We start from the raw sequence: 25447 nt of genomic DNA on the forward strand, positions 1-25447 counted from the left end.
ATAACACGTAAAGTTCTGTTTGCTGATTCGCATCGGCTCTTCGATAGTTACAAGTAGCTACGGCAATTTTCAAGATCGACAATGTTCAAGATCGGTAAGGTTCAAGGTCGACAACGTTCAATGCCTGCTGCTAACCAAAACTATCAACGAGCCGTGCGTATGATTACCTTTTGCGAAACCATAGAACTGCTCCTGAAGCCTTATGAAAATACATTGGGTAAGGATTTCCAAGGGTACAAAAACCACCTCTATCGGGTGATAAACTTTTGTAACCTTCAGGCCGAGATGTCACCCGAAGAACAAGGCAAACTTGAGATCGCCGCCGTATTTCACGATCTTGCGCTGTGGACCAGTCACACCGCAGATTATGTCACGCCCTCGGAGGATCTGGCGAAACAGTACCTGCAACAAATCGATTGCCCGGAGTGGTCGGAAGACATCTGCCGCATTATTCGGGAACACCATAAAATCACAGCGGCGGACAATAAAAGATCCCTCGTCGAGATTTTCCGAAAAGCCGACTGGATCGATGTAACCTTCGGGCTTAGGAGTTTTGGCGTCGACCAGCAGCAGATAAAGCAGATCTACAAGATTTTCCCCGATAACGGCTTCCATCCGTTACTGGTCAAAATCATTCGTATGCAGATCTTCAAAAACCCTCTTAATCCTCTTCCTATGATGAAGTGGTAACACAAAGAAGTGGTCGATGATGGCGATCACCGCTATTTCACACAAAAAACAGACATCTCACTCTGAAAACAAATAAAGAACAGAAGCCACTCAGGAGAATGGCTTCTGACCGGGCTGATTCTTTATCATTTCAGGTTTTGACAATTACTTACTTGGGTTACTCATCCACAAGATGTCAGACACCAGATTTTGACCTTTAATGCTTGGATGGAAGCAATCACCACCGTCGATTTCAGATGCACCAAACGAGCGGGTACCCGCAGATAAGGTGTTCTCATCCACATAATCTGCCACTACCTCAATACCGCGAGGGTTTTGGCCTGCATTGTTGGCATTGTAAGCCTCCGCTTCTTCACGAAGAATCTCGTTATAACGTTGCTGTGCTACAGACACACCGGCATAACGGGTTGCATGACTCTCGCCATTAAAGGTTCCACCAGCGGTAGCGACTTCACACACACTGAAAGAAGACCACAGACTCTCACAGTTTATAGAGCCTGAACTGCTCTGCTTCTCCAGACCGGCCGCACGCAAATCCTGAACCCGAGGCACACTGCCCAAATGCACAGATGAACCAGCCGGTAAGCCGTCCACCAATACATTCAGACCATTACGAACCGCTTCACGCCACTCAGCATCGGTGTACAACGGATCGTCGCAGTTATTTGGATCAACACAGCCACGATTACAGATATCGTTCCCGCCCAGTTCCACGGACACATGATCCGGTTTGGTGGTCATTGCGACAATTTGCTGCGCCTGATAAGCAAAGTTATTGTCCCCACCACGCATTTCAGAGCCGGACTTCGCTGCCGCTTTGGTGGAATTTACCCCCGAACTGATCGAGTCCCACTTATCATCAAAACTTTGAACATTACTGGACGAACCATCAAACCAACTGTGCTCTGGCTGATCGCCACCCAATAAACAGAACAGATCCCAGAACCAGACATTGCCTGTACAGTCTGCTGCAAACCCCATGGTAATACTGTCACCAACCACAGCAGCTTTTGACGGCGTTTCTGCCTGAGAAAATTGAGAAAATACAGCCAATGACGTCACCAACACTGCCATCGCCGTACGTGCTAGCGCGTTACTTGTTAGTACTTTATGTGATAGTGCCTTATGTATTAGTGCTTTTTTAACTGTTACAGCCTTATGAGAATGTGTAGTACTCATCGTATAACCTCTATGTGCTTTATATTTATTTTTGTTATCAGCCCAACAGGCAGTCTAGATGCTATTCGAGACCCGAATGTTTGGAGGTGACAGCAATTGTTCCGAGAGCGACACTTATGACTGATCAAAAGACAGACAGGACACAAAAAATAGGCACAAACATTGGGAACAAAGGAACCGTGCAAAGGTCATTCTTTAGGGATAGACTTGCCACTAGATGGATACATGGACAGGTAATGCAATGAAACAGCTACGAGCGCGTCTTTTTTCAAAGGTTAAGCAGCACCCAATCGTCACCACCTTGATCACGCTATATGTTCTGTACCTGGTGTCTGCAGGGCTGATTATGCCCTATGTGCTCAAAACAAAACTGCCTCAATGGATGGCACCGTTTCCCGAGCTTCAGGCGTCAGTGAAAGACGTGCGATTCAACCCCTTCTTGTTACGCTTGACCATTGAAGGCATTCAAATTGACGAATTGAAGGAACAACAAGCCATTAAACTTGCCGGACTCGGCCAAGTCTCAGTAAACCTTCAATTAAGTTCGGTTATTCATCAGGCATTGGTGTTATCGGAGTTAAACATCACAGACCCGTACAGCCGAATCACCAAAAACGCTCAGCAACACTTCATCTGGGATGCCTGGATTGCCGCCTCGGCAGCGGAATCAAACGAGGATCAACCCGCAAATGAAGCGAACGAAACGCAACCGTTTCCCGTGCTGATTGAATCCTTGAGCATCAATAAAGCGGTGGTCGATTTTGAGGATTTCTCCCGAGCTACGCCATTCCGCAAGCACATCGGCCCGATGGATCTGGCACTGAATCACCTATCCACACTGCCTAATGACGAAGGCAATTACCAACTGTCCATTGCCTTACCACAAGATCAACGTACCGCTGAATTTAAGTGGCAAGGCCGGATCGGTCTGCATCCGTTCTTTAGTGAAGGTACCTTAGAGTTAAACCAATTAGCCGTTCGCACACTCTGGGAATACATTCAGGACGACGTGTTTTACGAGCCTCTGGATGGCTATCTTGCCGTCGGCTTTGATTATCAGTTACTCACCAAAGAGCAAGTTGATCTGGTCTTAAACAATGGTTGGGTCAAGCTGTCGGACCTCTCGATTGCCGGAAAAGGGGAAACCGACGCGGTGCTCAAGCTCGCCTCACAACAGGTTCAGGGGCTGTTCTTTGATCTTCAGGAGAAGCAAGTTCAGATCGATCAGACCAAAACATCGGGCCTGACCGTGTCGGCAGAACGTCTTAGCGATGGACAGATCAAGTTAGCAAAACTCTTTGCTCAACGTCCGGTTCAAGAGAAAGTCAAAACCAAGGTGAAAGAGGAAACGGACAACGCGCAAGACTGGCAGGTGTCGGTGACCGACATTCTTCTGGAGCAAGCCGCCGTCACCTTTGAAGATCACACCACCTCACCGTCGGCGCAACTGACCCTTGATCAAATTGCAGGGCATATTCAAAACCTGACGTTGACTGAAGCGCCAGCGAATTTTAGTTTGTCACTGAGCAGCCATCGTCCTTCAAAACCGGATTACCAAAGCCACCTGAAACTGGAAGGGGCGTTCGTCATTCCAGAGAAAGCCGTCGATGTACAGCTGGATTTGAAAGACTTCCCGGTAGCCATGATTCAGCCTTATTTGACGCCTATAACGTCACTCTCCATTAATAGTCTTTTATTCGACATCAACGGCAAAGCCAGCTTCAAACGAGAGCAACTGAACTTTGAGGGTTCAACCCAGTTCCGGGATCTTCAGCTCACCAACCAAGCCCAATCTCAGGCTGTCCTTGCAGGCCAAGGCATTTATTTTGAAGACATAAATTTCAGTCAATCCCAGAAGTCATTGTCTATTGGTGAAATCCTCCTCGACGAGATGCTTTACCCCATCAGCGTACTGAAACGAAACGAATCAGGCACCACCACCAATTTCAGTCAACTGATGAAAACAACAGAGGCGTCTGAAACCGGCGATACGCCAGACAGCAAAGCCTCTGATACGGAATCAAATAAAACAGATTCAGACACTACCGCGCCGAAAACCGCAGACGAAGACTGGCTGGTGAACATCGGGAAAGTCTCGATCAAGAACAACAAACTGCAATTCAGCGACCGAGGTCTGGACGAGCCCGTCTACTTCAATATCGAGCAGCTCAATGGTGTGATCGATCAACTGTCGAGTAAGAATCTCAGCCGAGCCGACATCAATCTGGCCGGTCAGATTAATGGCTATGCGCCGTTTATGGTAAAAGGCCAGATTAACCCACTGAGCGAGCAAGCCTACACCAACGTTGATGTTTCGATGACCGACATCGCGCTATCAACCTTCTCCCCATACAGCCGTCACTTTCTTAACTATCCGCTGGTCCAAGGCAAGTTCTCCACCGATCTCAAATACAAGCTGAATCAAAGTGAGTTAGTTGCAGATAACCAACTCTTTATCGATCAGTTACAACTGGGAGACTACGTTGAAAGTGAGGCTGGATTAGGGCTGCCCTTGCCATTAGCGGTCAGCCTGTTACAAACCAACAGCGGTGAAATTGACATTAACTTACCGATCCAGGGCAACCTCAATGACCCCGACTTCAAATACGGTCAGGTGGTGGTCAGCGCCTTGGTTAATATCATCACCAAAGCGATTACGTCACCATTCCAGCTCATTGCCAATCTGGCCGGAAGCGATGCAGATTTGAGTGCTCTGGAATTCCAGACAGGAACCTCCGAGCTTACGGCGGACTCCCAACAGAAAATTACCCAGCTGGTGACCGCGCTGAAACAACGTCAGGCATTGAAGCTCAGCGTTATGGGGCAAACCGATATTGCTGACGTTACGACGCTTAAGTCGCAAAGCTGGCGCCGTTATGTGGACAGCCAAGGCATCACCATTGATCCACAGAATCCGAAATATCTGGCGTTGCTGGCACAACAGAGCGGGCAACCACAGCCAACAGGACTGAAACAGGTCTACGATTTGGAGCAAGTGGTTATCAAGCAACAGACTCTGGCACCAGAGCTCTTAGCTTCGCTGGCCCAAGAACGGGCCTTGAAAACCCGCAAGTTGCTGATCGATGCAGGATTAACAGAAAAACGCATTTTCATGAAAGCGTCGGCATTGAATCAACCTTCGGACAGCTCGCCACCAAACGCCGTTGGCATTAAGCTCGAAATCAAATAGCTCAAACCCGTTGGTACAATTGACAGCATTCTCACACATGCGTCGATTGTACCGGCGCCTAACAAAACTGTGTTTCAGGCCGATTCTTTCAGAACGAACCCATTCAAACCAAGCCTTTGAGACTGTCCCCATTTCCGCCAACTATTTTCGGTTCAGCCAATCACCCTAGATCACGGCTTGGGACACCCCAGTGAGACACAAAGCGTCGATCTCTTGCCAGAGATCATAAAGTTCTGCCTTATACCGGTCGATATATGTTCTACACTGAACAACTTAACCTGATACAAACCATTAATCACTGAGCCGCTGCCCTACCTAATATCGTACCAATGGCTTAGTCGATGAGTATTGGCATATCTAAGGACAGACAAAACCTCATGAGTAACAGTGCCAGCCTCTCTATAAAAACCGCCTCTGTCGCGGCCGAGCTAGACAAAGCCGAATCCATTGCTAGAGAGTTGTCTCTAGCCGCAAAGAATGCCCGTTTTGTGGTATTTCGTGCCGGCAGCCAGGCGGCCGGGTTAACGGTAATCACCAGCTATTTTGCTGAACTGGCAGAGAACACCATCCAGCTGGTGCATACCATTAACGATATCTCCATGCGTGTCGCCACAGACTCAGTAAAAGAATGGAAAGCTCGTTTGCTACTGGATCGCTTGAAGAGTGCCCGGGAGGACTTGTTTGAAGATGAGCACAAGCAAACGCTCAAACGAGTAATTCAGCAAGCGATGCAGAGAATGCACAGTATCTCAGACAACCTGAAACGGGAACTCAACAAACTGGATGCCCAGTTGGAAGAAATTCAGACCCTGATGCGAGCAGCCAGTGTCATTGTTGTCACCTCTCGTTTAGAGTCCAACCGCACCGGAGAGTTTGAGCAAAACTTACGGGAAATGGCCGATAACATTCAGCGCCTGACCAACCAGATTAAAGAACGTGCCACCGAATCACGACGTATTTTAACCAGAGATGACTTATGAAAAGCCGGAAAATCTACCAAGGAAATCATGAATGGATTCTGTTCGGAAGGGATCCCAACAAGCCAGAGAAAATCATCGACACTAACCAGTATATGATTGTCTCCGACGGACAAGCCCTGATTCTCGATCCCGGCGGCATTGAGTTATTCTCTTCCATGTTTGCGAATGTCTTAAAACACGTAAAACCTGAGCAAGTAACGGCGTTGTTCGCCTCTCACCAAGACCCTGACATTATCTCCTCTTTGGGCCTGTGGGATCAGGTATTGCCTCATGCCAAGCTCTACAGCCCTTGGCTATGGGAAGGCTTTATCCGACACTTCGGCATGGAAAACATCGAATATATGCCGATCAAAGACGAAGGTGGCACCTTGAAGTTAGGTTCGTTGGAACTGCAATTGATTCCGGCGCATTATTTACATTCGTCCGGTAACTTCCATGTCTATGATCCGGTGGCCAAGATTCTCTTTAGCGGTGACGTTGGGGCAGCATTAGAGGATGGCGACTTCCCATTATTCGTCGAGGACTTTGAGCGTCATACCGAAAAAATGCGTTACTTCCACCAACGCTGGATGCCGTCCAATACCGCCAAACAAAGTTGGATCAATCGGGTTCGTCGCCTGGACATTCAATACATGTGTCCACAACACGGACGCATCTTTAAAGGCGAACAGGTCAAAGAATTCCTGGACTGGTTTGAAGGGCTTGAAGTCGGAATCGCCAGTAACAATTCCTGATCCTGCGTAATCCGCGCAGCCAATTCAATAAAAAGCCAGCCTGTTTACTGTTCAACAGGCTGGCTTTTTTATGACATGCTTGGCATCAAAGACAACAAATTAATCCACAAAAACAGAAAGCTAATCCACTACTGTTTTGGTCAGCTCAATGGATAAATTCTTGGCATCATTAATGATTCGATCCATCAACACTTGTACCGACTCGACATCATTAATCACACCCTGAGACTGGCCAATAAACTGCACGCCCTTCTCAAGATCACCATCAATGGTCGCCGCTTCCAATTTCTCGGTGGCCGCGCCAAATAACGACAACATACGAATCTTATCGAATTGAGCCAACATCCCTAGCATCAGCTTCCATAATGGCATATCGACCATTTTCGCAGCTTTAAAGGATTTCAGCGCCGCCATGATGAAATTCATCGGACGTTTAGTGGCTTTTTCAGCCATCGGAGTTTTCATCACGCGCGCATATAAACCATCAAAATTCTTCGAGTAAATGGTGTCTTCCACACGTTTAGTCACCACCGTATCTTTCACTCGGTTATGTAACGGGCTTTCTAAACTGGTCGCAAAACGAGATCCCATCGCCACACCTTCAGCCCCCAAGGCCAGGGCAGCAAGCAAGCCGCGTCCGTCACCAAACCCGCCAACAGCAATGACCGGAATATCGACCAAGTCAGCAATGGCTGGCACTAAACATAAAGACGTCACCGAACCACCGTGAGCAGCGGCTTCATGACCGGTCACCATCAGTGCATCAACACCTGATTTCTGTGCCGCCAACGCATGCTTTTCGGTCACTACGGTGGCAATCACTTTACCGCCGTATTTCTTAGCACCTTCCACCAGCCAATCACCTTTACCCAGTGAGAAGTTGATCACGGGTACTTCTTCTTCCAAGGCAATTTTGGCGTTTTCTTCGGCACCCGGCATCATCAAGGTCACACCAATACCGAAGGGCTTATCTGTGAGTTCTCGAATACGACGAATGGCGTCTCGTGTTTCCTGACGACTTAAAGGTCCCGATGCTAAAATACCCAGGCCTCCGGCATTGGAAACGGCGGCTACCAATTCCGGCACAGAAATCCAACTCATGCCTGGCAACACAACCGGATGTTCAATGCCTAATAATTCAGTGATTCGAGTTTTCATACATTACCTTTCGTCATAGTTAAACCGCTTGGCCAGTCTTTTCAGCCCTAACTCAAGCCAACAACCCATGTAAAACAAGTTCCAGGTTGTGTTTCATGATTTCTTCAAACGAGCACATATGTTTCATCGGACAGGGTACTTTGTCTTCACGGAACATCTGAAACTCTTCTTCAAAAAAGCCATCAATCAACAAACTGGAGATGCCGTGCATCATCGACCAAATTGGATCTGCCAGCGTTTGAACCGGGCGATTTTTGAAGATACCGGCATCGATGCCTCGCTGAATGCTGGTCAGTAGCATTTCATAAGACTCACCCGCCGCGATGGAGAGGTGCTCATCTTCCATTCGATCGGTGATTGCGGGGCCAAACATCAGCTTGTATTTTTCCGGGCAATCACCCGCAAACTTTACATACGCCATGCCTTTCATACTGAATTCTTGGAGTATGTCGAGATCGGCTTGCTCCACTTCATTCAAACGAGCTTTCAGCTCTTCAAAACCAACAATGGCAATGGCAATCAACAAAGCGCGCTTATCTGAAAAGTGTCGATACGGTGCATTGGCCGAAACCCCAGCCTTTTTAGCGATCGCACGAAGGCTTAATCCGTCGACGCCCTTTTCCCGGATATCACTGCAAGCAATCTCAATCAGCGTCTGCCGAAGATTACCGTGATGGTAAGTGTTGGTTTTTTCCATGATGACTCCAAATTTTGCCGCGCGCATCATACCACATTGAAGCAGAATGATTTGAACTTCACTGGCTCGCGATTCCCTCTGAGTCAGAAGAACAGGGTTTTCTGTTACTTAGCTGATCAACGACACGTTCTTTATTCTTAATGTTATTTATTTTTAGTGCCATGTTGTCAATGCACACATTTATGTTGACACTGCATACTTTAGACGATTACCATGTTGTCATTGTCAACATAATACTATCTTTACATTGTAAGTGTACAGAGGGTTATTTGGCGGATTTGTTGTCGATCATCAACTGATCATGACATGTATGAATACACGTCGTACTGATTAAACGACACTGACCAAACAATGCATTTGCCAGCCGACAGCTGCTGCAAATGTGGAGGGAAGCTCTATGAAACCGTTCATCCTGCTATTATCCGTTGCGTTCACGTCAGCGATGCTGCCTCTGACCAGTCATGCAAATCCACCCATTAACACGGTGGATATTGAAACCGTTGAAGATGCCGTTTCTTTCTATTCTTCCGGCCTTGTTGCCAATAAAGCGCAATCCCGCCTCTCATTCAAAACCTCCGGTATTGTCCAAAAGATAACCGTAGATGACGGCCAGCAGGTTCGAAAAGGCCAGCTACTGGCTCAATTGGATCTCTCCGAAATCCAGGCACAACAACGCCAGGCGCAAGCCGATTTCAAACAAGCCTCGCTGGATGTCACCCGTCTGGAAACCCTGGTTGCACAGCGCCTGGCGCCTAAAGAGAAATTAGATAATGCCTTGATCCGAAAGGATAAAGCCAAAGCCGCGCTGAACATTGCTGAATTCAATCTCAAGCACTCCCAGATCATCGCTCCCGCCAGTGGCGTAGTTATTACCAAGCACATTGAAATGGATGAGTTGATTTCGGCTGGTCAACCGGTCATCACCTTCTCACCGAACAGCAAGGGCTGGGTGGTCAAAGCAGGTTTGATCGACCGTGAAGCGGTATATGTTAATTTGGGCGATACCACCACCATCGAGCTGGATGCCTACCCGGGTCAACGTTTAGAAGGTGAAGTCACTGAAATTGCTGCCCAAGCGAACCCGAATACCGGATTATTCGAAGTAGAAATCAGCATCAATGAAGAGCCGTTCCGCCTGCTGTCAGGCCTCTACGCACATATCAATGTCCACCCACAAGACCAACCGGTGCTGTATCGAGTACCGACGTCATCTTTGCTCACAGCTAATGGCAAGCAGGCCACCGTTGCCCAAATGAATCCGGTGAGTCGCAGTATCGAGATGATGACCGTCAACGTGCATTCGTTATCCACCGATTCGGTGCTTATTTCCAACGGACTCAACACCGCCTGGCCAATTGTCACGGGGTCGCCTTATAACTTCCCGTCTCAATTAAATGCACCGCGAGAAGTATCGCAAGTAACGGCAGAGTTTTAAGTCAATCAACCTTGGTTAACAACGTATTCATTAATTAACCAAAAGCCCTGTTCAGGTTTAGAGCCAACGGCATTTCATGCGGATGCCGGTTTCGGGCCTCGCGTTGTGAGGCCCTTTTTTTCCCCCTATCCGCTGGCACGGCCATCAGGCGTTAAACCGTCTCTGACGTTTGATCGTTGTTAACAGATTGCATAAACATTCACCCCTTTCAGGATTAACGAGGTTACGTCATGCGTTTACCAGCCTTAGCCATCAATAACCATCAGTTCGTGTGGGTCGCCACGCTGATCCTGACGCTGCTGGGCATCGTTTCATATAACTCCATGCCACGCTCGGAAGACCCACAATTCAACTTCCCTTCCAGCCTGATTACCGTAATTTATTCGGGAACTAATCCCTTCGACATGGAAAGCCAGATTGTCGATAAGATCGAAGAAGCGCTGAACGAGTTGGATGACATCGACGATGTAAAATCCACCATTCGCGATAGCGTATCGACCACACGCATTCAATTTTTGTATGGCGCCGACCCGGACGACAAATACGAAGAAGTGGTTCGGGCGGTCAATCAGATTCGAGATCAGTTACCGGATGGCATCCAGAAGCTCGAAATCAAGCGTATTTCGCCTACGGATGTAAACATTGTTCAGCTGGCACTGAGTTCTGAAAGTGCCTCTTATCTGGAGTTAAAACAGTACGCCGAGAACCTGGAAGATCAGCTCGAAAAAATTCGTAATGTGAAAGAAAGTGAAACCTGGGCCTATCCGGAACAGCAGGTAGAAATCGCACTGGATCTTCGCAAGCTGGCCACGCTTGGCATTTCCTCCAACCAAGTATTGGATGTACTGTCAGGCAATAGCCGAAACATTCCTGCAGGCTTCATTTATTCAGGCACCGATCGCCTCACCGTCCGCACCAGTGGTCTGTACCGAACCCTCGAAGAAATTGGCCGAACACCGATTTACTCTCGTGACTATCAAGTGCTGCATCTCGAAGATATCGCCACCATTCGTCTGGCCGATGCCACGCCAAGACACATTGCCCGCTACGATGGCAAACGCAGCGTGTTTATCTCCGCAGTCCAACGCGAAGGCTCTCAAATCTTCGATGTAATGAACCAGATCCGGCAACAGGTTTCAGCGTTTGAAGCCACCCTTCCCGATACTGTTCAATTAACCTGGGTATTCGATCAGAGTGAAAGTGTGGATCGTCAGACCAACAGCTTTTTCTCAAGCTTGCTTCAGGGGATTGCGGTGGTCGGCGGCGTGCTCTTCCTGATCCTGGGTATTCGTCCGGCCGTGGTGGCCATGGTATCGATCCCCCTTTCCATTGTCATTGCCATCGGCTGGGTGGATACCGCCGGATTCGGTATTCAACAGATGACCATTGTCGGACTGATCGTCGCCTTGGGACTTCTGGTAGACAACGCCATCGTCGTTGTGGAAAACATTCAGCGCTTCCTGAAAGAGGGATACAGCCGTTTGGACGCGACACTTAAAGGCGCCTCTCAAGTGGGCTGGGCCATTACCAGCGGGACCGTCACCACCGTATTGGCATTCCTCCCCTTGTTATTATTACAGAGCGGTTCCGGCACTTTTATGCGTTCCATGCCGGTAACGGTGGTCATCACTCTGCTCTGTTCGCTGTTGTTGGCCTTAACCATCGTGCCGTTGATGGGCAAATATCTGCTAAGCCACAAAATCGGCCCCATAGCCACAACCAGTAATCGGGGCTTTGACTGGCTCAACCAGCGTATTTATGAGCCGACACTGAGATTCAGTCTGAAATACCCTTGGCTCGTACTGCTGCTATGTATTGGGTTATTTATTGGTTCGTTGAGCGTTATGAAATCTGTCGGCGTGTCGATGTTCCCGAAAGCTGACAAGCCGCAAGTGTTGGTCGATATCAAAATGCCGGTAAATGCGAGCATCGAACATTCGGATGCCATTACCCGAAAAGTCGAGCACGTCATCAACAAGCACCCGAAAGTGACTCATGTGGCGACTAACGTCGGCAACGGCAACCCACGCATCTATTACAATAAGATTCCCAAACAAGGGCTGCCTAATTACGCCCAGCTCATGGTGGAACTGGATGCGAACAGCATTCAGGAAACTTCGGCAATTACCGAAGAGTTACGGGCACTGCTGGTGAACTGGCCGGAAGCCGACATCAAAGTGGAACAGTTCCAAACCGGCCCTCCCTATGAAGCGCCCATTGCCATTCGCGTGATCAGCGACAAGCATGGCAGCATTCGTCAAATGGCGGAGCAGGTGGAAGCTACCATGCGTGGCATGGAGGGCATCATCAACATTGAGAACGCTGCCTCCGATGAGATGATTACCACCAAGATTCAGATTAAGTCGGACAAAGCCGCCTTGCTGGGCATCAACGCCTATGAAATGGATCAGGCGGTAAGGACAGCCCTCAATGGCGCCAACATCGGTGTTTTCCGGGATAACCTGGGGGAAGACTACGCCATCGTTCTCAAGAGCAATCATTACAATCACCCCAACAGCAAAGAATTTGACCGCATCATGCTGACCAGTGCCTCCGGCGCTCAGATTCCTTTGCGTCAGGTGGCCGATATTCAGCTGGAGTCCAATCAGGCCAAGTTACAGCACTATAACTTGCAGCGCATGACCTACATCACCGCCGATGTCGCCGAAGGCTATAACGTCGCGGCTGTAACTCAGGATGTAATTCAGCAATTGAATCAGCTGGATTGGCCCGCCGACGTGACCTGGAATGCCGGTGGCGAAGAAGAAAACCGTAACAAGAACTTTGCAGGATTGGCCAAAGCCCTGGTGTTGTCCTTACTCGGTATCTTTGCCGTACTGGTGCTTCAGTTCCGCTCCTTCTTACAGCCCGTGATCATTTTTATTGCTATTCCCTTTGCAATTACGGGAGCCATTCTAGGCTTGTATGTCAGCGGTTACTCATTCTCGATTGTGGCCTTTGTTGGCCTGAACAGTCTGATGGGAATTGTGGTCAATAACTCCATCATTCTGGTGGATTACGCCAATCAATTGCGCGCTCAGGGAGCCAGTATTCAGGAAGCCATTTCAGAATCCTCAGCCACCCGGTTAATGCCCATTGTACTGACCACCTTAACCACCGTCGGCGGTCTGTTACCTCTGACCATTCAAGGCGGTGTGCTTTGGGCACCTTTAGGTTGGACCATCATCGGTGGATTAGCCGTCTCTACCCTACTGACACTGATATTGGTCCCCGTGTTATACAAGCTACTGACCAGGGATTAGATGACCATTGAAGGTGGCTAATCTGACCTCAGAATAAGCCGCTGCAACCGGTTCTTGCACTGGATCTCTGCCTAAACAAGGCTATGGTTAATGGATAAGGCTTTTTCCGCGTTTCCAGCTAACCTCTCTGTGCGAGAACCTGCTATCAATGTTATCCACGCTAGGCAAACAACTGACTCATTTTATGGGCCGACTGCCCTATATTAAAAAGTTCATTGCCTTGATCGTGGTGTTCTTAATTCCTCTCGTGGTGTGCTGTTCATTTCTGTTATCGGAGTTTTATCAACGCATTACATTCACTCAGCTTGAAATTCAGGGGGCAGAATATCTACAAGGGTTGTCCGGCTTCAAACACGCCCTCTATCTGGTCGAATCCAATCATAAAGGTAAGATACTCAGAAACAGCTCCGATCCGGCCTATGATCCGAAGACGCTCGACACACTCATTCAAACTGCATCGCAACGCCTGCAGGAAGCACTTGAGTTAGACAATAACTATGGTGATCAATTAGATACCCAAGAAGAGCTTCAGGAAATCCAGAAACTCTGGCACATCGCCAAAGCGTATTTGGGTGAATCAGATAATCAAACCGACTGGCAACGCTCTTACACCTATGAGCTCAACCGAAAACTCGAATCCCTGACCCGGAAAGTAGGAGACTCTTCCAATCTGATCCTTGACCCGGATCTGGACACCTACTACCTCATGGACACCATTCTGATCACCTTGCATGACCTGCAAAACACCTTGATCCAGATTGAGCGGGCGTTTTATCTCCAACCGGACATGCTCCAACAGACCATCTCTGCCCCGTCTTATGCCTATCAAAAACTGCAGGAAAAAATCATCCTGCTCAGGGAGATCAAACTCCGATTGATTCGCAATCTATATACCGCCTTTAAGAAATCGCCCAATCAGAACACGGAACAAACTCTCGCCCCGGTATTGAAAGAACTGAATCATGCAACCCAAATGCTGATCATCCAGATTCAGAGCGACAATCAAAACACGCTACTGAACAACAAAACGGTCATTACTAATCTGCAGAAAACCATTGCCAAATCTTATGAACTCTGGGATCTCACCAACAACCAGCTTAGTGCCAAGCTGAAACAACGGATCTCTGGCATCCAGCAGAAAATTGCCATTTTTTCAGTGATCACCTTGTTAGCTCTGCTGCTCGCCGTGGCCTTAATTTATGGTTTCTATCAGTCTGTGATCAAAACGGTATTGCTGCTCGATGAATCCACCACAAAACTCCTGAAAGGAAACCTTAACCAGTCCTTACATATCCACACCAAAGATGAACTTAGCGTCATAGTAAAAGCGTTCAATCAAATCATGGAGCAACTGAGAACCGAATGCTCGAAAGCGGTCAATGAAACCGAACGTGCGCGAAAAGCCGTCCTGTATGCCCAGGCTCAAGAAGAAAAATCACGAACCCTTGCTCTGATTGCCAGCCGAACCACAAACGGCGTCATCATTACTGATGCGAATGGGTATATTGAATGGGTCAATGACGGTTTTGAACGCATCTCTGGCTATTCGTTGCATGAAGTCAAAGGCAGGAAGCCCGGTGATTTCCTGCAAGGCGAAGAAACCAGTCAGGCAACCATTGAGTTTTTACGAAGAAAAATCAACGCCCAATCGGGGGTTCAAGCCGATCTCATCAATTACACCAAAGACGGAACGCCCTACTGGATTCATCTCGACATCCAGCCGTTATTTGATCATACAGGCCAACTGACTCAGTTCATGGCCATTGAAACGGACATCACGGAGCGCAAACAGATTGAACAGGCGCTGCAAAAAAGTGAAAAGTTATTCAAGGGCATCTTCAACTCGGCCCCTGATTGTGTACTCGGTGTCGATCAGAACAACCGTATTTTGTTTGTAAACCCCGCCACAGACGTATTGTTTGGCTACCACCCAGGGGAATTAATTGAACACCAGTTAGATAAACTGTTACCTAATTCAAGTCGCACTCATCACTGGAAATTCATGAAAGCGTTTGCCGAAGGTAAAGAACCGCGCTTACACATGACCAACCGCCAAGTGAATGCCAAGAAAAAAGACGGCTCTGAATTCCCCATCGAAGTCTCCATTTCCAAAGTCCAGCTAGACAACGAAGTTATTTTCACCGCCATTCTCCGGGACGTCACGCAACAACGGGAGTATGAAAAACGCCTACAGGATGCACTCGCCTTAACCAAGAGTATCCTTGACGCATCAACCTTGGTCGCCATGATTGCGACCGATCAGGAAGGCACTATTACGGTCTTTAACTCCGGAGCAGAACACATGCTCGGTTATAAGGCAGAGGAATTTGTGGGTCAAAGAAGCCCTGCCATATTGCACCTGGAAGACGAAGTTATTCAACGGAGTCAGGAATTAACAGAGCAATTAGGAGTACCGATTGAAGGCTTCGAAACTTTTGTCGCTCTGGCCCGTCGAGGCAAATACGAAGAGCGGGAATGGACCTATGTGAAAAAGAACGGCGACCACATTACCGTCAGTCTCAGTATCACCGCCATTCAAGACGCCGAAGGAGAGATCACCGGCTTCCTCGGCATTGCCAAAGACATCACCGAAAATCGTCGGACCCTTAAACGGTTAGAAGAAGAGACGCTGCGAGCCAGTCAATTGGCAGAACAAGCCCAGGCGGCAAACATTGCCAAGAGCCAGTTCCTGGCCAACATGAGCCATGAGATCCGAACCCCCATGAATGGGGTACTTGGCATGAGTCAACTGCTCAAACTCACTGAACTGACCCCAAAACAACAAGAGTATCTGGATGCCATTCAATCTTCGGGCGAAATGTTACTGACGGTACTGAATGACATTCTCGATTTCTCCAAGATCGAAGCCGGTAAGCTCACCATTGAAGCAATCGAGTTTGATCTCTTTAGAGAAATTAAGCACATCACCAAGCTCTTCAACAGCCTGGCAGAAAAGAAAGGGCTGGAACTTATTCTCAACCTACCCGTCTCCGGCCCCCGTGCATTCAAAGGCGATGAAGTTCGTATAAAACAAGTCCTGACGAACTTAATCAGCAACGCCATTAAATTCACCTCCGAAGGCCATGTTTTGGTGCAGGTTGAAACCACACCTACAAACAATCATAGCCATAGCATCGCAATCAAAGTGCAAGACACAGGCATTGGTATTCCGGCGGACAAAGTCGGTCAGTTATTTCAGGAGTTCACGCAAGTAGACGCCTCAACCACCCGAAAATACGGCGGTACCGGCCTGGGGTTATCCATTTCACACAAGTTGATTTCGCTGATGGGTGGCAGCATGGAGGTGACATCGGAAGAAGGCCAGGGAAGTTGTTTCTCATTTAAACTTCAGCTCCCAGCCGTCACGGTGAATCAATCTCATCCACCCAAAGAGCTTTCCAAAGTTCGGGCTCTGGTGGTCGACGATAATCCCATGAATCTTCAGGTTCTGGGGGATCAACTAAGACATTGGAATCTCAAGGTCAGCTTACTGCAAACCCCGGAACACTTTTTTACGCACTATCAGGCCAGTGAATTTGATGTGCTGATTCTCGACCACCTCATGCCCATTGTGAGTGGTTTGGACATACTTCAAAAAGTCAGAGAGAGTCTTCCCGCGATCCCGATTATCCTGATCTCATCCGTTGATATGAATAGCGAAATTCAGGCCCTCAATATGGATCCTCACTTCAGCTACCTACCGAAACCCATCGACCCGGACCATCTTTACGAGTGCTTAATCCACTTGCTCTCAGCAACAGAAGAAAAAACAGAGATCAAACACAAGAACACTGATACAAACGCCAAAGGCACTCATACAAACGCCAAAGGGACTAATACAAACGCCAAAGGGACTAATACAAACCCCACAGACATGAATACAAGTCTCGAAGACACCCGTAACAACGCCAAAAAATCAGTGGATACCAATGCCTTTGAATTTACCCGTTTCTCAGGTCACGTACTCTTGGTAGAAGACACACCGATTAACCAGATGCTCGGCCTGGAAATTTTGAATAACTTTGGAGTTACCGTCGATCTGGCAGAGAACGGCCAGGAAGCCCTGGACAAGATTACCAATACGAATTACGACCTGGTGTTCATGGATTGCTTAATGCCTGTGATGGATGGTTACCAGAGCACCCGACAAGTTCGGATCGCCGAAGCAGAGTCAGATCGTCACACCCCCATCTGTGCTCTCACCGCCAATGCCTTACAAGACGCCAAGTACAAATGCCAGGCAGCCGGAATGGACGACTTTGTCAGCAAACCGTTCAAACCCCAGGAACTAGTGACTGTGCTCAATAAGTGGCTTCCCACCACCGCGCAATAATTGACTTAAACTATAGATTCCATTTGTATTATTAATTTTATAAATACAGTTTTTTCTCAGATACTGAACCCATCGCAACTCAACAACTTGATTCAACCGATTTTTAATCGATGTTCAATCGAACAAATGACAGTATCTGGAGAACACCATGACCGCTATTACCAATAAAGAAGGGCAGACCATTCCGGACGTAACCTTTGCTGTGAGAACGGGTGATGAATGGCAACACTTGAATAGCCAGGATTTGTTTTCTGGTAAAACCGTTATTGTCTTCTCACTGCCAGGTGCCTTTACCCCGACTTGTTCATCAACACACCTACCGAGATATAACGAACTGGAGTCTGTTTTCAAAGCCAATGGTGTCGATGACATTATCTGTGTCTCGGTGAATGATACCTTTGTGATGAATGCCTGGGCAGCCAGTCAAGAGGCCGATCAAATCACCATGCTTCCGGATGGTAATGGCGACTTTACCAAAGGCATGGGCATGTTAGTCGATAAGCGGGACTTAGGCTTCGGTCAGCGAAGCTGGCGCTACAGCATGTTGGTAAAAGACGGAGTCATCGAAAAAATGTTTATTGAACCAAATAAACCGGGCGATCCGTTTGAAGTATCCGATGCAGACACCATGCTGAACTACATTAACGCGGAAGCCAGATTACCCGAATCAGTGACCGTCATTTCAAAACCGGGTTGCCCTTACTGCACCCGAGCCAAACAATTGTTAGCAGACAACGATTTGGTATTTGAAGAAATTGTACTGGGTCGGGATGCATCCATCACCAGTGTCCGGGCGATGACAGGTCAGGAAACCGCACCTCAAGTATTTATCGGTGGCCAATACATTGGTGGCAGTGAAGCATTAGAAGCCTTTATCGCCAACCGATAGCGTCTGTACAGTTCCAACCTCACAATGTTGAACCAAAGCTGAGGTTGGAACACCTCTAACATCCGAACAAACATGTACCGATCATCGAAATATTGTTACCGGCATCTTAGTTTTGAGTGACACTTCAAATATCTGACTATAATTCATACAAAAATCTCACATCAACTGGCTTGAACTGAGCAGATTTTATGCATTATTAACAAGCAATGCGTTTGTCAATATCTTTATCAATATAAATTGATGCTTTTTTTGATAGTTACAACGAATATCATAACCATTTGATTTTAAAGACTTTTTAAAATACGTCTATTTTAGCATCTATTTTCCGAACCCAAGATAATACGGGCGTTTGAGGTAGTTTCGAATAACTTACACACAAAGTTATCCACAGACTTTGTGTATAACCTGAAAACTTCATTTAAAAGTAAGTTATTAGAGGTATTTGTTAAGAGCGAATGATCTCAACACGTCATCCCACAGTACCTAAAAGCATCCCTTTGCCTATCCCATAGGATCGACTACTCTTTTCTCTGCAAAGATAAAAATAATGCGCTTTGATTAGGAGAGATACATGGATATTAAACTCATACTTGCAACGCTTGCTCTTGCCACTGCCACATCCGCAGTCCAGGCTGCAGACATCAACGCAGGAAAAGCAAAAGCGGCCGTGTGTGCTTCTTGCCACGGAGCGGACGGTCATGCTTCCATTCCGACCTATCCAAATCTGGCAGGTCAAAATGCCGGATACATTGAAGCCGCTTTACTGGCTTATAAAGCCGGCCAACGAACCAGCCCTCAAGCGGCGATTATGAAAAGCATGGCGATGCCGCTGAACGAGCAGGACATTAAAAATCTCGCCGCCTATTACAGCAGTCTAAAATAACCGAAGTGCTCAAAATGGCCTAAGCGCTGTTTTCTAACAATCCGGGGATCGTGACCGTTATTGATACACGGCTTGGAGAAACCCCAGAGAAGAAATGTAATCAGAAAGAAAGTTTCACATCGACTGGTCGTATCACATCGACTGGTCGTATCACAGTGATTGCAGTATCACAGTGATTGCAGTATCACGGTAGGTGGCAGGTTCTAACTTTCGCCACCCTCCAAGATCAGCTCCTGTAATGCATTTTCCAGAAGCTCAAAGTCTATGGGCTTGGTGTAAACCAACTCAATGCCCGCATATTCACACGCCTGTTGAGTCTCATATCGACCATCTGCGGTCACAACGATAATAGGAATATGACGTACCAGATCGTTATTATTCAACAGGATGGACAACTCCAGGCCATCCATGTCCGGCAGACTCATATCCATAAGGATGATGTCAGGTAATGACTTTTGGGCCAACTGAAGCGCTTCTCGCCCACTTCGGGCAATACTCATCAACCACCCTTCATGCCTTCGGGCAAAACTCTGCATCAGGGCAATATTACTGTCGTCATTTTCGACGTACATAATATGCATTTCCTGGACAGAAACGGGCGCTTTGGGGGAGTAATTAAAGTAATCCGTCCCACTCTCTGTCAACGAATCAGCCAAAGGCAAGATGATATCAAAGCGGCAACCTTCATTTTCGCGACTGCCGAACTCAATCCGCCCCCCCATATCGTCCACCAAGCGCCGTGACAGTACCAAACCAATGCCAGTACCGGGAATACTGGACGTTTCATAGCCCAGCCGATTAAAAGGCTTAAACAGATAACTCTGCTTATCGATAGGAATACCTACCCCCGAATCAAGCACTCTGACCCGGACTTCACGTGAGCCCAACCGAGTGACGGAAATGTCGATACGACCATAATCCCGGTTGTACTTGATCGCGTTATCTACAAAGTTTAAGAAAATCTGCTTTAATCGGGTTCGATCTGCAAACACCCTCACTTCTTCTGGCGGGAATGAGGTAACCAGTTCCAGTTCCTTGTCAGAGATTTTAAGAGACGATAGCTGAAGGACCTCTTTGATCGCTGAGACCAGATCCGTTTTGACCGGTGCTTGTCTTAGATGCCCTGATTCAATCCGGGCTAAATCAAGAATGTCTTCGATCAGACTTTTCAGGTGCTGACCTGCATTGAAGATATAATCCAACGATTCCAGTTGATCCGGTGAAAGTGACGTATCTTCTCTTAGCAATTGAGTGAAACCTAACACGGAATTTAAAGGAGTACGCAACTCATGGCTCATATTGGCTAAAAACTCGGTCTTCGCACGATTTGCCAGTTCCGCGCGTTTGCTTTCTCTTAGAAGCCGAACCTTGGATCGCTTCAGCTCAGTAATATCCAAAGAAAATGACGTAACAAACTCCACCTGGCCGTGATCGTTATAAATCGGAGAAAACTGGGTATCAAAAAATCGACCTTTAAACGCATGCGTAAAACGCTCGGCTCCTTCATTGGAAAATACGGCCTGAATCTGTTGTTCTTGCTGAAATGCACCATCGCCTGCAAACAGATCGGCCCACCCCAAGCCCATCACGGTATGTGCATCCGGCACACCAAATAACTCCACCGCCGCATGGTTTGCTACCAAAATACGACCCGCTTGGTTAAACACTAAAATCACGGCCTCAGGCGAATTCAGTACCCCGTCCAATAAGGTTTCATGCCTCAGTCTGAGGTCAGGTTCATGGGATTGATGCGTTTGAGAAGGAGAAGAAAAGTTCAGTGAGGAGATATTCTGAAATGACAGAGAGGCAGAAGGAAGCGCCTGAACCAAGCATGTGAAAAGCGTTTGATCATTAACACTACAACGTCCCCACACCACGCGAATGGGATACATACGTCCATTCTTGTGTAAGCCCTGCGCTTTTTGGTCATCAATGCCCTCAGGAAAACGTCCTTCGTTAGAACAAGACACCACAATATCGGACGGCTGCTTATCGGAGGCCAAGAATATTAAGCCATTGATTGATTGGCCTTCCAGCTCAGAGGATGACCAACCAAAGAGTCCTTCTACTGCACTGTTTGAGATAACAATAACACCCAACTGATTCACCACAATCAGCGGGTTAGTCATCGTTTCCAAAACGGCTTGGAATACGCTGCCTTGGGAATCCATTTCAAAGCACCTAAAGTCGATCAATTACTCATCGAAGAGTAATTGAGATTAGTCATCCAGAGCTTTTCTAAGCGTTGTGGACGCTTCAATCAACTCTCGTTCAATATCGTCCGTTTCTTCATAGAGCTCATACAATTTCTGATGCTGCTCCGCGACCTTTCCAATCAAGGTGGTTTCTTGCTCCTGAGATAACCCCATCACCATCATGCATTCTTCCACTTCATGCATCATATTGGTTAAGCGTTCTTTCATTGAGTCAGAAAACGAGCTAAACCGTCGATCAATCTTGGTCACACTGTCATTGATCAAGCCAATACCGGATTCCAGCAATTTCTGCTTACGTCTCTCAGCCAGACGATCGGTATCCAGGCTTTTAATTTTTTCTTCTACAACCGTCACCGCAATGGCCAGATGGTCTCGCAGCCGACCAAGCACCGCATCATCATTTGGCATATTTTTAATCAAGATTGAGGCGTGTTCAGAATTGAACATATAGAGGTGCTTATGAGCCACAATTCGTTCTGCATTGGTAGTCTGCTCAAACAGCGCCTTTTCCAACGGGCTGACCACCCCGGAAAGCGCAAAAAACTGGTGTCCAATGATGTCACTACGAAATGAAACCACCCCCGATAATTGAAACGCCTTCAGCATATTCAGCAAGCATTGGGCGACTTCGTTATAGTCTGAAGTTTGTAAGGACTGTATCAGGAACTCCAGGACACGTCCCATTTCGCTGGAATTGGACATGGCAGTAAACGCAGCTGCTTGCGCCATATCCGCATGAGCCTTGGCATTTACTATCTTCTGACGTACAAGTGAGTTAGCGCCGACTTTGGCACGTAGTTCTGAAGGGTTAAACGGCTTGCAGACATAGTCATCCCCGCCTGCGTCATACCCTTCCAATCGTTCATCCAGAGTCGTTAAGGCAGAAACAAAAATGACACCGATATTGTCTTTGGAGGTATCTTCTCTGAGGGCTCGGCAGAATTCATAACCATTCTGCCCGGGCATATTAACATCCAGTAATATGACATCCGGACAAAACTCTTCCACCTTCACCCAACCTTCTTCTGCGTTCATCGCCAGATCCAACTCAAAGTGTGGCGACAGCACTTTATTGATCAATGCTTGGTTAGGAGGGGTATCGTCAATAGAAAGCACTTTTACCGTCACAAGAAACCTCGATTTAATACAGCAAATAGATATTAAGTATGAGCCAAGTCTGCAATAGCTCAAGCTGCTGTTTCTCGTAAATTTTCTATTTCTTTGTGAGATATATCCTAAGATGACGACATCAGTTGTCTTAATCCATTCAATAGGTATCGGAGTACAGGGTCAGACATAAAAAAAGCGGGCATTAGCCCGCTTATTGAAGGTTCGACCAGTTATAGGCGGAACACCTTCACATAATCTTTCTTATCAAATCCGGCAAGTTTCTGTTCGCCAACTACCAGATAAGGAATACCTTCGCCACCAGCGGCTTCAAAACGATCAATATTGTCGTCTGATTTATCTAAATCCAGTTCAGTAAATTTAATGTCATTTTCATTCAAAAACTGTTTGGCTTTTTTGCAGTAACCGCACCACTCCGCAGAAAACAGAATGACTTCGCTTTCGACCTGTACAGTTTTGGCTTGTAAAGGCTCTTGCGCCATACCATGCACTGAAAACAGAACACTCATCATCGCTACAACTTTAATCAATCGATTTAAAACGTACTGCGTCATCTACTACTCACCCTGCGAATTTCAAGATGAGCAAACTGTACATTTTTTAACCAACCTGTACATCAGTTTTTTTGTAACAGATGTAACAATTGGTTAAAAAAAACCACCGGTGTTATGGCCGGTGGTTTATTGATGCAGAGATGAAAAATCTCTGTCTAATAAGTGCAGACTACTGCATGCAATCCAAATCACGTTTACGATCTGCTTTTTTCACGTATTTGCATGTTGGTGTTGCTTGATCCACAGAGGTAAAGCCTGGTTGTTGCACTTCTTGTGCAACTGAAAAAGTTGCGAATGAAGCAAGCACGATAGTACAAAGAGCCGAAGTAATGGTTTTCATAATTTCCCCCTAACCTTACAAGTGTTGTGTCCATCATTGTTATGAACTTTCAAAAAGTTAGAGGGAAATGACGCGGCATAGTTCAGAGAGCGCTAAGATCATTTGTTCATATATTAATCAACTTAAAGTCTAATAAAATATGGAACCAAGTGTTTCGATTCTCGACTAATTCGCTCTCTTTTATTCGCCCGGTTTCGTCTTCACTCGCTCAACAGCATCCAACCAACCCTGATAAAGAGTACTGCGTTGATCTTCTTCCATCGACACATCAAATGCACGCTCACAGAACCACAATTCACTGATCTGCTCTAAGGATTCAAAAATCCCCACCTGCATACCGGCTAAATAAGCAACACCTAATGCTGTGGTTTCCGTGATCTCAGGGCGCTCAACCCGAGCATCGAGAATGTCCGACAAGAACTGAACCAACCAGTTGTTCTTCACCATGCCGCCATCGACACGCAACGTGGTCGGTTTGGCTGCACCATCGGCTTCCATCGCCTTCATCAAATCTTTGGTTTGATAACATACGGATTGCAAGCCGGCCGCAACAATTTCAGCAATACCGGTATCCCGAGTCAGACCAAAAATTGCGCCGCGCGCATTTGGGTCCCAGTAAGGCGCGCCCAAACCAGTAAACGCCGGAACCAGATAGGCAGCCGACTCGGCATTGGCCTTTTCCGCCAAGGCTTCGGTTTCACGAGCATGCTCAATTAAACGGAGGCCATCACGAAGCCACTGAACCGCAGCGCCAGCAATGAAAATACTGCCCTCAATCGCGTAGGTCACTTCGCCATTCAAACGGTAGCCAACGGTGGTCAGTAATCGGTTTTCTGACTTAACGGCTTTGTTACCAGTATTCAACACCAGGAAGCACCCGGTGCCATAGGTACTTTTCGCCATACCCGGTTCAAAACACGCCTGACCAAACAAAGCGGCTTGCTGATCGCCAGCCATCCCAGTCACCGCAATCTCACCGCCAAACAAGTTGGCAGAGGTGTTGCCAAAGTCAGCACTGCAGTCCATCACTTCCGGTAATAGCTGAGCAGGAATATCAAACAGCTCTAACAGTTCCGAATCCCACTCTTGGGTATGAATGTTCAACAACATGGTACGAGAGGCGTTGGTGGCATCGGTTTTATGAGACTCGCCTTCAGTCAATCGCCACAGTAAGAAACAGTCAATAGTTCCGAACAGCAACTCACCGGCCTCTGCTTTCTCACGAGCTCCTTCCACATTATCCAGAATCCAACGAATCTTGGTGGCCGAGAAATACGGATCGATTAACAGTCCGGTTTTCTCAACAATTCGTTCTTCATGCCCCTGCTGGCGAATCGTTTCACAGAAGTCCGCTGTTCTTCGATCTTGCCAAACAATCGCGTTATAAATTGGCTCGCCGGTTTTTTTATCCCAAACAACCGTTGTTTCACGCTGATTAGTAATACCGATAGCAGCAATATCAGACGCAGATAAACGACCTTTCTTTAGAGCTCCGCGACACACACTTAACGTGGTTTGCCAAATTTCTTCCGGGTTGTGCTCAACCCAGCCATCGTGAGGAAAGATTTGATTAAACTCTTGCTGATCACTCCACAGCGGACGGCCTTTATGATCAAAAACGATGGCACGAGAACTGGTCGTGCCTTGATCGATGGCCAGAATATATTGAGACATGGGCGTTCCTTTTCACTTTCTGCAAAGAGAGTAGTTCTTTATTATTGTATGTAATTTCAGATGCATCGCATCTTAACTAATATTTTCGTTTGCGAACATAATAC

The 25447-nt window shown here is 47.2% G+C and carries 17 protein-coding genes; 9 read left to right on the top strand and 8 right to left on the bottom strand.

The features are described 5' to 3' along the window. Positions 1 to 81: 81 nt before the first annotated feature. On the top strand, positions 82 to 690 hold the full coding sequence (locus tag QQL66_RS15835) for an HD domain-containing protein (RefSeq protein WP_284382711.1): 609 nt from the start codon (positions 82 to 84) through the stop codon (positions 688 to 690). A gap of 144 nt (positions 691 to 834) precedes the next feature. Here QQL66_RS15835 and QQL66_RS15840 read toward each other — a convergent pair whose 3' ends face one another. Next, a complete protein-coding gene (locus QQL66_RS15840) occupies positions 835 to 1869 on the bottom strand; it encodes an SGNH/GDSL hydrolase family protein (RefSeq protein WP_284382713.1) in 1035 nt (344 codons plus the stop codon). Between the two features lie 241 nt (positions 1870 to 2110). On the opposite strand from QQL66_RS15840, the gene QQL66_RS15845 reads away from it, so the two are divergent. The 3 genes from QQL66_RS15845 (at position 2111) to QQL66_RS15855 (ending at position 6773) form a co-directional block, all read left to right on the top strand. Continuing rightward, a complete protein-coding gene (locus QQL66_RS15845) occupies positions 2111 to 5059 on the top strand; it encodes a DUF748 domain-containing protein (RefSeq protein WP_284382715.1) in 2949 nt (982 codons plus the stop codon). Positions 5060 to 5436: 377 nt separating this feature from the next. Next, positions 5437 to 6039, top strand: coding sequence for a hypothetical protein (locus tag QQL66_RS15850; protein ID WP_284382717.1), 603 nt, complete (start codon positions 5437 to 5439; stop codon positions 6037 to 6039). Beyond that, complete coding sequence (locus QQL66_RS15855) at positions 6036 to 6773, top strand: oxygen-binding di-iron domain-containing protein (RefSeq protein WP_284382718.1); 738 nt, start codon at positions 6036 to 6038, stop codon at positions 6771 to 6773. The genes QQL66_RS15850 and QQL66_RS15855 overlap by 4 nt, the downstream gene beginning before the upstream one ends. Positions 6774 to 6893: 120 nt before the next feature. Here QQL66_RS15855 and QQL66_RS15860 read toward each other — a convergent pair whose 3' ends face one another. Together QQL66_RS15860 and QQL66_RS15865 are read right to left on the bottom strand one after the other, a co-directional pair. Further along, positions 6894 to 7931, bottom strand: coding sequence for an NAD(P)H-dependent flavin oxidoreductase (locus QQL66_RS15860; RefSeq protein ID WP_284382720.1), 1038 nt, complete (start codon positions 7929 to 7931; stop codon positions 6894 to 6896). Positions 7932 to 7983: 52 nt separating this feature from the next. Continuing rightward, the gene (locus QQL66_RS15865) at positions 7984 to 8628 is read right to left on the bottom strand and encodes a TetR/AcrR family transcriptional regulator (protein ID WP_284382722.1); all 645 of its coding nucleotides are present in this window, start codon (positions 8626 to 8628) and stop codon (positions 7984 to 7986) included. Between the two features lie 397 nt (positions 8629 to 9025). Between QQL66_RS15865 and QQL66_RS15870 the strand changes: the two genes are divergently transcribed. The 5 genes from QQL66_RS15870 (at position 9026) to QQL66_RS15890 (ending at position 19431) form a co-directional block, all read left to right on the top strand. After that, the gene (locus QQL66_RS15870; protein WP_284382723.1) at positions 9026 to 10063 is read left to right on the top strand and encodes an efflux RND transporter periplasmic adaptor subunit; all 1038 of its coding nucleotides are present in this window, start codon (positions 9026 to 9028) and stop codon (positions 10061 to 10063) included. Positions 10064 to 10293: 230 nt separating this feature from the next. Beyond that, positions 10294 to 13326, top strand: coding sequence for an efflux RND transporter permease subunit (locus QQL66_RS15875; RefSeq protein WP_284382725.1), 3033 nt, complete (start codon positions 10294 to 10296; stop codon positions 13324 to 13326). Positions 13327 to 13474: 148 nt separating this feature from the next. After that, positions 13475 to 17659 carry a PAS domain S-box protein gene (locus QQL66_RS15880; RefSeq protein WP_284382726.1) on the top strand — a complete coding sequence of 1395 codons (4185 nt, stop codon included), beginning with the start codon at positions 13475 to 13477 and terminating at the stop codon, positions 17657 to 17659. Positions 17660 to 17807: 148 nt separating this feature from the next. Beyond that, the gene (locus QQL66_RS15885) at positions 17808 to 18548 is read left to right on the top strand and encodes a glutathione peroxidase (RefSeq protein ID WP_284382728.1); all 741 of its coding nucleotides are present in this window, start codon (positions 17808 to 17810) and stop codon (positions 18546 to 18548) included. Between the two features lie 571 nt (positions 18549 to 19119). Continuing rightward, positions 19120 to 19431: a c-type cytochrome gene (locus QQL66_RS15890; protein WP_284382730.1), complete on the top strand. Its 312-nt coding sequence runs from the start codon at positions 19120 to 19122 to the stop codon at positions 19429 to 19431. Positions 19432 to 19634: 203 nt separating this feature from the next. Here the strand turns inward: QQL66_RS15890 and QQL66_RS15895 are convergent, their stop codons facing one another. From QQL66_RS15895 to glpK, 5 genes are all read right to left on the bottom strand, one after another. Next, complete coding sequence (locus QQL66_RS15895; RefSeq protein WP_284382732.1) at positions 19635 to 21602, bottom strand: hybrid sensor histidine kinase/response regulator; 1968 nt, start codon at positions 21600 to 21602, stop codon at positions 19635 to 19637. Positions 21603 to 21650: 48 nt separating this feature from the next. After that, positions 21651 to 22775, bottom strand: a complete 1125-nt coding sequence (locus QQL66_RS15900; RefSeq protein ID WP_284382734.1) for a response regulator — start codon at positions 22773 to 22775, stop codon at positions 21651 to 21653. Positions 22776 to 22987: 212 nt separating this feature from the next. Then, positions 22988 to 23329 carry a glutaredoxin family protein gene (locus QQL66_RS15905; protein WP_284382735.1) on the bottom strand — a complete coding sequence of 114 codons (342 nt, stop codon included), beginning with the start codon at positions 23327 to 23329 and terminating at the stop codon, positions 22988 to 22990. Positions 23330 to 23498: 169 nt separating this feature from the next. Beyond that, on the bottom strand, positions 23499 to 23669 hold the full coding sequence (locus QQL66_RS15910; protein ID WP_284382737.1) for a hypothetical protein: 171 nt from the start codon (positions 23667 to 23669) through the stop codon (positions 23499 to 23501). Positions 23670 to 23849: 180 nt separating this feature from the next. Then, positions 23850 to 25343: a glycerol kinase GlpK gene (gene glpK, locus QQL66_RS15915; protein ID WP_284382738.1), complete on the bottom strand. Its 1494-nt coding sequence runs from the start codon at positions 25341 to 25343 to the stop codon at positions 23850 to 23852. Between the last annotated feature and the right edge of the window lie 104 nt (positions 25344 to 25447).

It is taken from the genome of Litoribrevibacter albus (genome assembly GCF_030159995.1).
Lineage (GTDB): Bacteria > Pseudomonadota > Gammaproteobacteria > Pseudomonadales > Litoribrevibacteraceae > Litoribrevibacter > Litoribrevibacter albus.

Bases quoted from the DNA above. Each gene is read 5' to 3' on its own strand.
- QQL66_RS15835 (WP_284382711.1), top strand. From the start codon at position 82: ATGTTCAAGATCGGTAAGGTTCAAGGTCGACAACGTTCAATGCCTGCT.
- QQL66_RS15840 (WP_284382713.1), bottom strand. From the start codon at position 1,869: ATGAGTACTACACATTCTCATAAGGCTGTAACAGTTAAAAAAGCACTA.
- QQL66_RS15845 (WP_284382715.1), top strand. From the start codon at position 2,111: ATGAAACAGCTACGAGCGCGTCTTTTTTCAAAGGTTAAGCAGCACCCA.
- QQL66_RS15850 (WP_284382717.1), top strand. From the start codon at position 5,437: ATGAGTAACAGTGCCAGCCTCTCTATAAAAACCGCCTCTGTCGCGGCC.
- QQL66_RS15855 (WP_284382718.1), top strand. From the start codon at position 6,036: ATGAAAAGCCGGAAAATCTACCAAGGAAATCATGAATGGATTCTGTTC.
- QQL66_RS15860 (WP_284382720.1), bottom strand. From the start codon at position 7,931: ATGAAAACTCGAATCACTGAATTATTAGGCATTGAACATCCGGTTGTG.
- QQL66_RS15865 (WP_284382722.1), bottom strand. From the start codon at position 8,628: ATGGAAAAAACCAACACTTACCATCACGGTAATCTTCGGCAGACGCTG.
- QQL66_RS15870 (WP_284382723.1), top strand. From the start codon at position 9,026: ATGAAACCGTTCATCCTGCTATTATCCGTTGCGTTCACGTCAGCGATG.
- QQL66_RS15875 (WP_284382725.1), top strand. From the start codon at position 10,294: ATGCGTTTACCAGCCTTAGCCATCAATAACCATCAGTTCGTGTGGGTC.
- QQL66_RS15880 (WP_284382726.1), top strand. From the start codon at position 13,475: ATGTTATCCACGCTAGGCAAACAACTGACTCATTTTATGGGCCGACTG.
- QQL66_RS15885 (WP_284382728.1), top strand. From the start codon at position 17,808: ATGACCGCTATTACCAATAAAGAAGGGCAGACCATTCCGGACGTAACC.
- QQL66_RS15890 (WP_284382730.1), top strand. From the start codon at position 19,120: ATGGATATTAAACTCATACTTGCAACGCTTGCTCTTGCCACTGCCACA.
- QQL66_RS15895 (WP_284382732.1), bottom strand. From the start codon at position 21,602: ATGGATTCCCAAGGCAGCGTATTCCAAGCCGTTTTGGAAACGATGACT.
- QQL66_RS15905 (WP_284382735.1), bottom strand. From the start codon at position 23,329: ATGACGCAGTACGTTTTAAATCGATTGATTAAAGTTGTAGCGATGATG.
- QQL66_RS15910 (WP_284382737.1), bottom strand. From the start codon at position 23,669: ATGAAAACCATTACTTCGGCTCTTTGTACTATCGTGCTTGCTTCATTC.
- glpK (WP_284382738.1), bottom strand. From the start codon at position 25,343: ATGTCTCAATATATTCTGGCCATCGATCAAGGCACGACCAGTTCTCGT.